Genomic DNA, 12264 nt, shown 5'->3' with positions numbered 1-12264 from the left:
GGCGCCGCAGGGGCCGGAGGCGCCGCCTCGGCTGGCGCCGCAACAGCCGCGGACGCTCTATCGCTCAGCGGCTTGCTCACCTCGGCATCGGCCTGCGCCGGCGGGGTCGCTGCCATCGGCGCGGTAGCGGGCGACGCGTCCACTACCGGCGCCTCGACCGGCTTGGTCTCGGCCGGCGCAGCGGCCGGCCGCTTGGGCGCCCTTGGCGGCAAGCCGAGCAGGGCCGGGTCGACCCGCAGGGGAGGCGCAACCTGCGCCTGCGCCGCACGCGGCAAGCTGCCGGCAAGGGTGCCGGCAAAACTGCAGCAGAGGATCAGCGTCAGCGGCTTGTGCCGAGAAGGGAACTTCATTCGCGAGAGGTCAGCAAAAGGTGCGGCGGGTTGTTCGCGCCGACGGCGCTTCGAAGCGCAGGTCGGATGCTAGAATCGGGGCATTTTAGCATCATCGTCCAAGGAGAAGCGGCATGCCGCGTACCGCCCTGCTGCGTGACTGGCTCCGAACCGTTTTCGCGCGCGACTTTCCCGGTGCCGACCTGCAGATCGAAGTCGCCTCGGCCGACGCCAGCTTCCGGAGCTACTTCCGGCTCAGGCTGCCGGACGACACGACGCGGATCGTCATGGACGCCCCCCCCGAGAAGGAAGACTGCCGTCCTTTCCTGAAGATCGCCACGCTTTTTCAACAGGCCGGCGTGCATGTGCCCGAGATCCTCGCCCATGATCTCGAGCACGGCTTCCTGCTGCTCTCTGATCTCGGCAGCACGACCTACCTCGGCGCCCTCAGCGACAGGCGCCTCGCCCCGCAGCTGTACCGTGATGCCAACGATGCGCTGGTCGCCATCCAGCTCGCCAGTCGCCCCGACCTACTTCCCGAGTATGACCGCAGCCTGCTCAGCCGGGAGCTCGCACTGTTCCCGGACTGGTATCTGACGCGCCACCTCGGCGTAACCCTGGACGATCGCCTGCAGGCCACCCTGCAGGCGGCCTTTGCGGCGATCTTGAGCAACAATTTGAAGCAGCCGCAGGTTTTCGTGCATCGCGACTACCACTCGCGCAATCTGATGCTGATCGGCGACCCCTCGCCCAGCTTCCCGAGCAACCCCGGCATTCTGGATTTTCAGGATGCCGTGTACGGTCCGCTCACCTACGACCTGGTCTCGCTCTACCGTGACGCCTATATCGAGTGGCCCGAAGATCAGGAGCTCGACTACGTGATCCGTTACTGGCAAGCCGCCCGGCACGCCGGCCTGCCGGTGCACGCCAGCTTCGACGATTTCTACCGCGACTATGAATGGATGGGTGCCCAGCGCCAGCTCAAGGTGCTCGGTATCTTCGCCCGCCTGTGCCATCGCGACGGCAAGGGCAATTACCTCGCCGACATGCCCCGTGTGCTGCGCCATCTGCGCCGAACCTGCGAACGCTACAACGAGCTGCGGCCGCTGGCACGCTTGCTTGACAAGGTCACCGACCAGCAAGTCGACGTTGGCTACAGCTTCTGATGAAGGCGATGATTCTCGCCGCCGGCCGCGGCGAACGCCTGCGGCCGCTCACCGACACGACGCCAAAGCCGCTGCTCGTCGCTGGCGGCCGGCCGCTGATCGTCTGGCATCTGCAGCGTCTGGCCGCGGCAGGCTGGCGCGAAGTCGTGATCAACCATGCGCATCTTGGTGAACAAATCGAGGCGGCGCTGGGCGATGGCAGCGCCTTTGGGCTGCACATCGCCTACTCCCCGGAACCGACCGGCGCCCTGGAAACTGCCGGCGGGATCGCCGCCGCGCTGCCATTGCTCGGCGAGCAGCCCTTCCTGGCGGTCAACGGTGACATCTGGTGTGACTGGGACTTTTCGCAGGCCCGGCGCATTGCGCAAACGACCGACCAACGCCGCGCACACCTGCTGCTGGTCAGCAACCCAGCGCATCACCCCGGCGGTGACTTCTGCCTGCAAGGCGAAGTCCTGCGGGCAGCCACCGCGGCACGCAGCGGAACCCTGACCTATGCCGGCATCGGCGTCTTCTGGCCCGGCTTCTTTGCCGGCGTTGCCGCCGGGGCGACGATGAAGCTTCGGCCGCTACTCGACCAAGGCATTGACCGTGGCATCGTCACCGGCGAACGGCATGGCGGCCGCTGGATCGACGTCGGAACGCGCGAACGACTCGCCGAACTCGATATGGAGCTTGCTCAAGCCGGATGACTCACCAGCCCTACAGTACCCGCCGTCAACAGGTCCTCGACCGTCTCGGCAACGGTGTCGCCATTCTGGCGACTGCTCCGGAGCGCGTGCGCAACCGCGACGCGCACTATCCCTACCGCTTCGACAGCTACTTCTGGTACCTCAGCGGTTTCCCCGAGCCCGACGCGGTAATCGTGCTGGTCGGCGGCGACGAGCCAAAATCGCTGCTTTTCTGCCGCGAAAAGAACGAGGAGCGCGAAACCTGGGACGGCTTCCGTTACGGACCCGAAGCCGCGGCCACGGCCTTCGGCTTTTCCGAAGCGCATCCGATCGCCAGCCTCGAGCAGCAGTTGCCCGAATTGATCGCCAACCGGGCAGCACTGTGGCACTCACTCGGCCACGACGCCGATTGGGATGCCCGCATCGCCGCCGCCCTCAATGCGGTGCGCAACCAGGGCCGTAGCGGCGCGCGCGCACCCGGCGAAATCCGCGATCTGCGCAACCTGCTCGACCAGATGCGACTGACCAAGGATGCGCACGAAATCGAGATCATGCGCCGTGCCGCCGACATTGCCTCGGCTGGCCACAGCCGTGCGATGCGCGCTTGCCAGCCGGGCATGGCCGAATACGAACTCGAGGCCGAACTCGGCTACGAGTTTCGCCGGCGTGGCGCCGACGGCCATGCCTACACGCCGATCGTCGCCGGCGGTGCCAATGCGTGCATCCTGCACTATGTCGAAAACAACAAACTGCTGGCCAATCGCTCGCTGGTGCTGATCGATGCCGGCTGTGAAGTCGGCGGCTACGCTTCCGACATCACCCGCACTTTTCCGGTCAATGGCCGTTTCAGCCCGGAGCAGCGCGAGGTCTACGAGATCGTCCTGGCGGCGCAGCAGGCGGCGATCGCCGCAGTACGACCCGGCGCCTCGTTCACCGACTATCACCAGGCGGCGCTGGGCGTTCTGGCGCAGGGTCTCATCGATCTCAAGCTGATCACCGGCAGCGTAGACGGTGCCATCGAGAGCGAAGCGTACAAACCCTGGTACATGCACCGTACCGGGCACTGGCTTGGTCTCGACGTTCACGACGCCGGCGAATACAAGACCGGCACGGCCGATGACGACTGGGTCAGACTGGCGCCCGGCATGGTCCTGACCGTCGAACCCGGCCTTTACTTTCGCCCCGGCAGTGATGTGCCGAAGCATCTGCACGGGATCGGTGTGCGCGTTGAAGATGACGTGCTGGTCACTAGCGAGGGCTGCTCGGTTTACACCACGGCACCGCGAACGGTCGCCGAAATCGAGGAAGTGATGCGCCATGACTGAACAGGGCAACGCCATCGGCACGGTGGACATCGCCATCGTCGGCGCTGGCCCGGTCGGCATGACGCTGGCGCTGGCGCTCGCCGGCGGGCCGTATCGCGTGCTATTGATCGATAGCCGTGGGCGCGGTGCCTGGGCCAACGACCCCCGCGCGCTGGCACTTGCGCACGGAACCCGACAGATCCTCGAACGCCTCGGTGCCTGGAATGCAGGCGCCGGCACGTCGATTGAAACCATCCACGTCTCGCAGCGTGGCGGCTTCGGCCGTACGCTGATCAACGCCAGAGACTACGCTCTTCCGGCTCTCGGCTATGTCATGCGCTATCGAGATCTTGCCGCCACCCTGGATGCACGCATCGAGCCAGGGCAATTATTGAGCCACTGCACGGTCGCCGAGATCACGGCCGGCGACGAATTTGCCGAGATCACGCTGACGGGCGATGGGGCGACGCAACACGTTGCCGCCAGACTGGTGGTTCATGCCGAAGGAACCCCGGCCAATGACCCCGATGTGCGGGTTCATGATTACCGGCAGCACGCTGTCGTCGCCGAGGTCTGTCCCGCTGGTGGACACGCGCATCGCGCTTGGGAACGTTTCACCCCGGATGGCCCGCTCGCCCTGCTACCGCTCGGGCAGGCCTACTCGCTGGTGTTTACCGCGCGGCCTGACAGGGCGGCAGCGTTGCTTGAACTCCCCGACGATGATTTTCTCGCGGCGCTGCGCGCACAGTTCGGCAGCCGCCTCGACTTCATCGGCAGCGGACCGCGCAGCCGCTTCCCGCTGGCCTTGCGTATCCGCCAGCACCTCACCGGCCGACGGCAGGTCTGGATCGGCAATGCCGCGCAAAGCCTGCATCCCGTCTCGGGGCAGGGTTTCAACCTCGGTCTGCGCGACGCTTGGGAGTTGGCCGAAGCGCTGCTGGCACAGGCCGGCGGCGATGCCGGTGAGGCAAGCACCCTCGGCGCCTACGCGCGCAAGCGGCGGATCGACCGCAGCGGCAGCATCGCCTTCACCGACGGCATTGTGCGCGTCTTCACCAACGACCTGGCGCCGCTGCGAATTGCGCGCAGCGCCGGCCTGCTGGCACTCGAACTCGTCCCGCCGCTACGCCACTTCATTGCCAAACGAATGATCTGGGGAGCGAGAGCATGGCCGTAGTCAGTTGCCGCCGACGCCGGCGGTCGAGCCGGAAACCCGCTGCAATCCCTGCAAATATCGTCGGCGTGTCGCACTTTTTGGGCGATGATTCGGCTAGACTTCCCCGCTTCGCAAGCCCTTGTCCGACATTCCAGACAACCCCATGCCGCCACAGAACAAGACCCACCAGCTGATCGAATTCAAGGGCACGACGCTGCCGATCGTGGCCATCACCCTGCGCTCGCTCCACCCCAGCGAACTTGCCGAGGCTGCCAGCACGCTGTTCGGTGACGACCCCTTCTTCGATGGCGATGCGGCGGTTCTCGAACTGTCACAACTGGGCGACGCGTCGTCGGCGAAATGGCAGTTGGTCAAAGAAGTGTTGAGGACGCACGGCCTGCACGTGATCGGTGTGCGTGGCGGTAGCGAGGACCTTCGCCAGAGTGCGGCCAAGGCCGGCCTGCCGACCTACGCGGCCGCGGAACGTTCGCCGCGCAGCAAGCCTGTCGACGACGCCGAGCCATCGCCGCCATCGCCGCCGCCAACGGTCGAAGCCCCGGTCGTCACAGAACCCCCGCCGGCCAAGCCTCCCGCCGCGGTAGCCGGCCCACCCACCGCGGCACCAACGATGTTCGTCACCCGACCCCTGCGCTCAGGACAGCAGCTCTATGCCCGGGGTGGCGACCTGGTGGTCCTGGCCGCCGTCAATGCCGGCGCCGAAGTCATTGCCGATGGCAGCATTCACATCTATGCACCCTTGCACGGGCGTGCGCTGGCAGGCGCCAGCGGCGCTGCCAGCGCACGTATCTTCTGCGCACGCTTCGACGCCCAACTGGTCTCTGTGGCTGGCCTTTACCGCACTTTCGATGGCGGCGTTCCTGCCGAACTGGCGGGCAAACCGGTGCAGGTCAGACTGATTGAAGAAGCAGGCGAAGCCCCCGGCAAACTGGTGGTCGAGCCGCTGAAGACCGACTAGTAATGATGCTGGTATTCGGGCCCAGCACCGCGTCGGCAGTGCCGGTCAACAGAATCCTCATTCTGCAGGTAGAATCTCGTCTTTCATTGGCGGAGAAACATCCGTGACACGTATTGTCGTCGTAACGTCCGGCAAGGGTGGTGTCGGCAAAACCACTACCAGCGCCAGTTTCGCTTCGGGCCTCGCTCTGCGTGGCTATAAAACCGCCGTCATCGATTTTGACGTCGGCCTGCGCAACCTCGATCTGATCATGGGCTGCGAACGCCGCGTGGTCTATGACCTGGTGAACGTCCTCAACGGCGAAGCGACCCTCACCCAGGCGCTGATCAAGGACAAGCACTGCGCGAACGATCAGCTCTTCGTGCTACCGGCTTCCCAGACCCGTGACAAGGACGCGCTGACCGAAGAAGGTGTCGAGAAAGTTCTCAAGGAACTGGAACACATGGGCTTCGACTACGTCGTCTGTGATTCACCGGCAGGTATTGAACGTGGTGCTGTCCTGGCACTGACCTTTGCCGACGAGGCACTGGTCGTCAGCAACCCGGAGGTCTCGTCGGTGCGTGACTCGGACCGCATTCTCGGTATCATCCAGGCCAAGTCGCGTCGCGCTCTGAGTGGTGGGGAGCCGGTCAAGGAGCATCTGTTGATCACCCGCTACTCGCCGAAACGCGTCAGCGACGGCGAAATGCTGTCGTACCAGGACGTACAGGAGATCCTGCGCGTGCCGATCATCGGCGTCATTCCCGAATCCGAAGCGGTACTGCAATCGTCGAACGCCGGTTCGCCGGCGATCCATCTCGCCGGTAGTGATGTCGCCAACGCCTATCTCGACGTGGTTGGACGCTTCCTTGGCGAAACCATCCCGTTACGTTTCGTTGACTACGAGAAGCCTGGCCTGTTCAAGCGATTCTTCGGGGGGAAATAAGGATGTCCCTGTTCTCCCTGATCTTCGGCAACAAGCCCAAGACGGCGGCCATTGCCAAGGAACGCCTGCAGCTGATCATTGCCCACGAACGCAATGGCAACAACGCCGGAGCACCTGACTTCCTGCCGGCCCTGCAGCAGGAGCTGATGGCCGTCATTTCGAAATACGTGTCGGTCAACCCGGAAGATATCAAGGTGTCGATCGAGAAACAGGGCAATATGGAAGTTCTCGAGGTGAACATCGTCATGCCCGAAGGCATCGGCAAACAGTAGAGGAGCGTCCGGGCGTTGGCCTGCCCTGGCGCCGGCGTCGGGCCAAGCGGCAGCCGGAGATCGCTCCCCAGCAAGATGCGTCGCCCAACCCGCGACTCGCGCGCACGCCGCTCACCTTGAGCGCGCACTCCCCCGCCAGCCATTCGAATGGCTATCGCGAATGCCATCAACAGCCCACGACTGTCTGTTTTTCGGGCAGCAATCGCGGTAGAATCCCCGTCTTGCCTTGCACCCCGGCACCTCACGGCCATGGAATTTCTCGGATTTTCGCTGCGCAATAACCTGTTTGTCGCACCAATGGCGGGTGTGACCGATCGCCCTTTCAGGCAGCTTTGCAAGAACATGGGCGCCGGCTTGGCGGTATCCGAGATGGTGACTTCAAACTCATTGCTCTACGGCAGCGCCAAGACACAACGGCGCGCCAACCATGACGGAGAGGTGGCTCCGATCTCGGTGCAGATCGCCGGTGCCGACCCCGTGATGATGGCCAATGCAGCGCGGCACAATGTAGACCGCGGGGCGCAGATCATCGACATCAACATGGGCTGCCCGGCAAAGAAGATCTGCAACGTCATGGCTGGCTCCGCCCTGCTCCGGGATGAGTTGCTGGTCGGCCGGATCCTGGAGGCGGTGGTCAGTGCGGTACCGCAAACGCCGGTCACGCTGAAAATCCGCACCGGCTGGGACACCGCCAGCCGAAACGCCCTGAGCATCCTCAGAATCGCCGAGCAGTCCGGCATCAGGGCCTTGGCCATGCACGGGCGAACCCGCGCCTGCGGCTACAGCGGTCACGCCGAATACGATACTATCCGGGCCGTCAAGGCTGTTGCGCGCATTCCGCTGATCGCCAACGGCGACATCGTCTCGCCTGAAACAGCAAAATTCGTTCTCGACACCACCGGCGCCGATGCGGTGATGATCGGCCGCGCGGCACAGGGCCGTCCATGGCTGTTCCGCGAGATTGAACACTTCCTGGAAACCGGCACGCACCTGATGCCACCGCGGGTCATCGAAATCCACCAGATCCTGCTCGGGCACCTCGAGGACCTCTACCTGTTTTACGGCAGCGAGACGGGTTTGCGCATCGCTCGCAAGCATATCTCCTGGTACACCAGGGGGCTGGTCGGCTCGGCGGCGTTTCGCCATATGATGAATCAATTAGCGACGATCGCCACCCAACGGCAGGCGGTCAATGACTTTTTTTGTGCGCTCGCGGAGCACAACGAGCATCTACCCTACGTCGCCGACGATCCTGGCGCGCCACTGAACGCGAGCCGTTGTGAGGATCTCGCCGCATGAAGCAACATCAAGATGGCGATGAGGACATTGCGACCTTTGTCCGCAAAGCGCTGGAAGATTACTTCCAGCAACTTGATGGCGAGAAACCAGCCCCGGTTTACGAGATGGTGATCAGGAGTGTCGAACGCCCAATGCTCGAAGTCGTGCTCAAACAGGCGGGCGGCAACCAGACATTTGCCGCCGAGATACTGGGTATCAACCGCAATACCTTGCGCAAGAAGTTGATCGACCACCAACTTCTTGCCTGAACAGCCTTCCTGCAACGTTCAACCACACAGTCTGCCCGCCAGCCATGAAAATACGTCAAGCCCTGATCAGCCTCTCCGACAAAGATGGCGCTCTTGAATTCGCCAAAGGCCTCGTCGCCCACGGCGTCGCACTTTTATCCACCGGCGGTACAGCGAGGATGCTTCGCGATGCCGGCCTGACGGTTACCGAGGTTGCCGATTACACGGGCTTTCCTGAAATGCTCGATGGTCGCGTCAAGACACTGCATCCGAAGGTGCACGGTGGCATCCTCGCCCGGCGTGATCTGGCCGAGCATATGACCACCATCGCAGAACACGGGATCCCGACCATCGATCTGGTTTGCGTGAATCTGTACCCGTTCCGCGAGACCGTTGCCAGGCCTGGGGTCACGCTTGAAGAAGCGATCGAAAACATCGACATCGGCGGGCCGGCGATGGTCCGTTCTGCGGCCAAGAACTACAGCGGCGTGGCGGTGGTCACCGACCCCGAGGACTACCCCGCACTGCTCGTGGAAATGGCGGCCAACGATGGCGCACTGAGTGTGGCGACCCGCTTCGCGCTGGCCAGAAAGGCATTCGTACACACCGCGCGTTACGATGCTGCGATCGCCAACTGGCTGACGTCACTTGATGAAAAACAGCAGGCACAGCCATTCCCCGCACACCTTCAGCTTGCTTTTGATCGCGTCGAAGCGCTCCGCTACGGCGAGAATCCGCACCAGCAGGCAGCCTTCTACCGCGATCCGACGCCAGTCCCCGGATCGATCGCCAACTACCGGCAATTACAGGGAAAAGAACTCTCTTACAACAACATCGCCGACGCCGACGCCGCTTGGGAATGCGCAAAGACCTTCGACACACCGGTCTGCGTGATCGTCAAGCACGCCAATCCGTGTGGCGTGGCAGTGAGCGCCAATTTGCTATCGGCTTACGAAAAGGCTTTCCAGACCGATTCGACCTCTGCCTTTGGCGGCATCATTGCCTTCAACGGCACGGTAGACAGCGATGTCGTCATCGCCATGAATGCACGCAAGCATTTCGTCGAGGTTCTGCTGGCGCCAGCTTTCACCGCGGCGGCCAAGGAATTGCTTGCCGCCAAGCAGAACCTGCGAGTTCTCGAACTGCCCTTGGCCAAGGTCCATCACGCCTTCGAGATGAAGCGTGTTGGCGGCGGGCTGCTGGTACAAACGCCCGACCAATTCAATGTTCAGGCGTCCGACCTCAAGGTGGTAAGCAAGGTGGCGCCAAGTGAGGGACAGGTCGAGAACCTGCTGTTCGCCTATCGCGTCGCCAAGTTCGTCAAGTCCAATGCCATCGTCTTCTGCGGCCGCGGCATGACCCTTGGTGTTGGCGCCGGGCAGATGAGCCGGGTCGACTCCACTCGGATCGCGGTGAGCAAGGCGCAGAACGCGTGCCTCGACCTGGCCGGTTCCTGCGTCGCCTCGGACGCTTTCTTCCCTTTCCGAGACGGCGTTGACGTTCTCGCCGCAGCAGGCGCCAAAGCGGTCATTCAACCGGGAGGATCGATGCGTGACGAGGAGGTGATTGCTGCCGCCGACGAACATGGTCTGGCGATGGTTTTCACCGGCGCCCGCCACTTCCGACACTGATTTCCGTCAGCAGAATGCTGCCAGAAATCGGAAGGCGCAAGGTATTGTGAGAGCGTTGTACAGGCTGGCAATAGACCTGCCACTGACAGCAGCAGGCAATCTCGAAAGTAATCTGGTGGGGAAGGGATTTGTATGAAGTTACTGGTAATCGGCTCCGGCGGTCGCGAACACGCGCTCGCCTGGTGTCTGGCGAAAACTCCTGGTCTCCAGAAGGTCTTCCTCGCCTCCGGAAACGCCGGCACGGCAGCAGAACACGCACTTGAAAACATCGGCCTCACCGATCTGGAGGCGCTCGCCGACTTCGCGGAGCAGGAAAAGGTCTCCCTCACGATAGTGGGTCCCGAAGCCCCACTCGCCGCCGGCGTAGTCAACATCTTTCGTACCCGAGGCCTGAAGATCTTTGGCCCGACCAAAGAGGCCGCGCAACTCGAAAGCTCGAAGGATTTCGCCAAGCGCTTCATGGCCAGGCACAACATTCCGACCGCGCGCTTCGAGACCTTCTCCGACAGAACCGCGGCACACGCCTACGTCGACCGGCAGGGCGTGCCGATCGTTGTCAAAGCCGATGGACTGGCCGCTGGCAAAGGCGTCGTAGTGGCGATGACGCTGGCCGACGCGCATGCCGCCATTGACCGCATGCTGCCGCAACCGGGCGGGTGTGTTTCAGAGAACGCGACGCCTGCCCGGGTGCTGATCGAAGAATTTCTGGAAGGCGAAGAAGCCAGCTTCATCGTCATGGTCGATGGCAAGAACGTACTGCCGCTGGCGTCGAGTCAGGATCACAAGCGAATCGGCGACGGCGACACCGGCCCCAACACCGGCGGCATGGGCGCCTACTCACCGGCACCGGTGGTCACGCCCGAGGTGCACGCCAGAACCATGCGTGAAATCATCCTGCCGACGGTCCGCGGCATGGCTGCCGAGGGCATTCCCTACACAGGCTTTCTCTATGCCGGCCTGATGGTTGGCAAGGATGGCTCGGTCAGGACGGTGGAGTTCAATTGCCGCCTGGGCGACCCGGAAGCACAACCGATCCTGATGCGCCTGAAATCCGACCTGCTCACCTTGCTCGAGCATGCCGTGAGCGGCCACCTGGACCAGGTCGAAGCGACCTGGGATCGCCGCGTCGCGCTGGGCGTCGTCCTTGCCGCGGCCAACTACCCCGACACGCCACGCACGGGAGACGTGATCAGCGGCTTGCCGAAAGCCAGCGAAGATAGCCATGTCTTTCACGCCGGAACCAGCGAGCGGGATGGCCAGATCGTCACCTCCGGTGGCCGCGTGCTGTGCGTCACAGTACTCGGTGACAATGTCAAGCAAGCTCAAAAACGCGCGTACGACTTGATCGTCGGCATTCACTTCGACGGTATGCAGTATCGCCACGACGTGGGCCATCGTGCCGTGACTCGATGAGTGGATGAATGCCAACGGCGGTAGCGCAAGAGGGATGATCGACTCGACACAGCTCAGAGAATATTTCACCGGCCTGCAAAGGCGTATCGTCACGGCGGCCGAGGCGATAGAAGGCACGGATGGCGCGAAATTCCGAGCCGACGAGTGGCAGAAGGCGGCTGACGAGCCGCTGACGGGCAATGGACGCACTTGCATCATCGAGGGTGGCCGCGTCTTCGAGCGCGGCGGCGTGGCCTTCTCGCAGGTCAGCGGGGCCACCCTGCCAGCTTCGGCAACCGCCAAACGCCCCGAGCTCGCCGGCCGCGCCTTCGAAGCGATGGGCGTTTCACTGGTGCTGCACCCCGAGAACCCTTACTGCCCGACGGCACACATGAATGTGCGCGCTCTTGTCGCGACCAAGGCCGATGCTGAACCTGCCTGGTGGTTCGGCGGGGGCATGGATCTGACGCCGTACTACCCTTTCGCCGAAGACGTCCGCCATTTCCACGCCAGCTGCAAGCAGGCGTTACAGCCTTTCGGCGACGATACCTACCAACGCTACAAGAAATGGTGCGACGAGTATTTTTTTCTCAAACATCGCCAAGAACCCCGTGGTGTCGGTGGCGTCTTTTTTGACGACCTCAACGAGGGAGGCTATGAACGTTGCTTCGCCTTGACGCGCGCGGTCGGGGAAACGTTTGCCGAAGCCTATCTGCCGATCATCGAAAAACGGCAAGCGACGCCCTACGGCGAACGCCAACGCGACTTCCAGGCTTACCGGCGGGGGCGCTACGTCGAGTTCAATCTGGTCTGGGATCGCGGCACGCTGTTCGGCCTCCAGTCAGGCGGACGAACTGAATCGATCCTGATGTCGCTACCGCCGGTGGTCAAGTGGCGCTACGACTGGCAGCCTGAA

At 63.2% G+C, this 12264-nt stretch carries 12 protein-coding genes and 1 pseudogene; 12 read left to right on the top strand and 1 reads right to left on the bottom strand.

Going from position 1 to position 12264, the window contains the following annotated elements:
- Window positions 1-350: pseudogene (locus RUW20_RS08410) on the bottom strand (hypothetical protein); the annotation flags it as partial.
- Between the two features lie 113 nt (window positions 351-463).
- Here RUW20_RS08410 and RUW20_RS08405 point away from each other — a divergent pair.
- The 12 genes from RUW20_RS08405 to hemF all read left to right on the top strand — a co-directional run.
- Entirely contained in the window at window positions 464-1495 is a 1032-nt protein-coding gene (locus RUW20_RS08405; protein WP_313951757.1) for an aminoglycoside phosphotransferase family protein, read from the top strand.
- Window positions 1495-2187 (top strand): N-acetylmuramate alpha-1-phosphate uridylyltransferase MurU, encoded by a 693-nt coding sequence (gene murU, locus RUW20_RS08400; protein ID WP_313951755.1) that lies wholly within the window; start codon window positions 1495-1497, stop codon window positions 2185-2187. The genes RUW20_RS08405 and murU overlap by 1 nt, the downstream gene beginning before the upstream one ends.
- Complete coding sequence (locus tag RUW20_RS08395) at window positions 2184-3491, top strand: aminopeptidase P N-terminal domain-containing protein (RefSeq protein WP_313951754.1); 1308 nt, start codon at window positions 2184-2186, stop codon at window positions 3489-3491. Before murU ends, RUW20_RS08395 begins: the two co-directional genes overlap by 4 nt.
- Entirely contained in the window at window positions 3484-4647 is a 1164-nt protein-coding gene (locus RUW20_RS08390; protein WP_313951753.1) for an FAD-dependent monooxygenase, read from the top strand. The genes RUW20_RS08395 and RUW20_RS08390 overlap by 8 nt, the downstream gene beginning before the upstream one ends.
- Before the next feature lie 142 nt (window positions 4648-4789).
- The gene (gene minC / locus RUW20_RS08385; RefSeq protein ID WP_313951752.1) at window positions 4790-5602 is read left to right on the top strand and encodes a septum site-determining protein MinC; all 813 of its coding nucleotides are present in this window, start codon (window positions 4790-4792) and stop codon (window positions 5600-5602) included.
- Between the two features lie 103 nt (window positions 5603-5705).
- Window positions 5706-6527, top strand: a complete 822-nt coding sequence (gene minD / locus RUW20_RS08380) for a septum site-determining protein MinD (protein WP_313951751.1) — start codon at window positions 5706-5708, stop codon at window positions 6525-6527.
- A 2-nt stretch (window positions 6528-6529) separates the two neighbouring features.
- On the top strand, window positions 6530-6799 hold the full coding sequence (minE, locus tag RUW20_RS08375; RefSeq protein ID WP_313951750.1) for a cell division topological specificity factor MinE: 270 nt from the start codon (window positions 6530-6532) through the stop codon (window positions 6797-6799).
- Window positions 6800-7048: 249 nt separating this feature from the next.
- Window positions 7049-8098 (top strand): tRNA dihydrouridine synthase DusB, encoded by a 1050-nt coding sequence (dusB, locus tag RUW20_RS08370; RefSeq protein ID WP_313951749.1) that lies wholly within the window; start codon window positions 7049-7051, stop codon window positions 8096-8098.
- A complete protein-coding gene (locus tag RUW20_RS08365; RefSeq protein ID WP_313951748.1) occupies window positions 8095-8346 on the top strand; it encodes a helix-turn-helix domain-containing protein in 252 nt (83 codons plus the stop codon). Before dusB ends, RUW20_RS08365 begins: the two co-directional genes overlap by 4 nt.
- Before the next feature lie 44 nt (window positions 8347-8390).
- Window positions 8391-9956, top strand: coding sequence for a bifunctional phosphoribosylaminoimidazolecarboxamide formyltransferase/IMP cyclohydrolase (gene purH / locus RUW20_RS08360; RefSeq protein WP_313951747.1), 1566 nt, complete (start codon window positions 8391-8393; stop codon window positions 9954-9956).
- A 132-nt stretch (window positions 9957-10088) separates the two neighbouring features.
- Complete coding sequence (gene purD / locus RUW20_RS08355; protein WP_313951746.1) at window positions 10089-11369, top strand: phosphoribosylamine--glycine ligase; 1281 nt, start codon at window positions 10089-10091, stop codon at window positions 11367-11369.
- Window positions 11370-11406: 37 nt separating this feature from the next.
- Window positions 11407-12264 (top strand): oxygen-dependent coproporphyrinogen oxidase (gene hemF, locus RUW20_RS08350; RefSeq protein ID WP_313951772.1); only part of this gene is annotated, 858 nt, incomplete at its 3' end.

It is taken from the genome of Accumulibacter sp. (assembly GCF_032229525.1).
Lineage (GTDB): Bacteria > Pseudomonadota > Gammaproteobacteria > Burkholderiales > Rhodocyclaceae > Accumulibacter.
Note: the sequence above shows the minus strand (reverse complement) of the source record. Positions and strands in the feature narration are given on the sequence as shown.

What these genes read in the sequence shown, in the direction of transcription:
- RUW20_RS08395 (WP_313951754.1), top strand. Translation starts at nt 2,184, where the DNA reads ATGACTCACCAGCCCTACAGTACCCGCCGTCAACAGGTCCTCGACCGT.
- dusB (WP_313951749.1), top strand. Translation starts at nt 7,049, where the DNA reads ATGGAATTTCTCGGATTTTCGCTGCGCAATAACCTGTTTGTCGCACCA.
- RUW20_RS08405 (WP_313951757.1), top strand. Translation starts at nt 464, where the DNA reads ATGCCGCGTACCGCCCTGCTGCGTGACTGGCTCCGAACCGTTTTCGCG.
- RUW20_RS08365 (WP_313951748.1), top strand. Translation starts at nt 8,095, where the DNA reads ATGAAGCAACATCAAGATGGCGATGAGGACATTGCGACCTTTGTCCGC.
- minC (WP_313951752.1), top strand. Translation starts at nt 4,790, where the DNA reads ATGCCGCCACAGAACAAGACCCACCAGCTGATCGAATTCAAGGGCACG.
- minE (WP_313951750.1), top strand. Translation starts at nt 6,530, where the DNA reads ATGTCCCTGTTCTCCCTGATCTTCGGCAACAAGCCCAAGACGGCGGCC.
- purH (WP_313951747.1), top strand. Translation starts at nt 8,391, where the DNA reads ATGAAAATACGTCAAGCCCTGATCAGCCTCTCCGACAAAGATGGCGCT.
- murU (WP_313951755.1), top strand. Translation starts at nt 1,495, where the DNA reads ATGAAGGCGATGATTCTCGCCGCCGGCCGCGGCGAACGCCTGCGGCCG.
- RUW20_RS08390 (WP_313951753.1), top strand. Translation starts at nt 3,484, where the DNA reads ATGACTGAACAGGGCAACGCCATCGGCACGGTGGACATCGCCATCGTC.
- purD (WP_313951746.1), top strand. Translation starts at nt 10,089, where the DNA reads ATGAAGTTACTGGTAATCGGCTCCGGCGGTCGCGAACACGCGCTCGCC.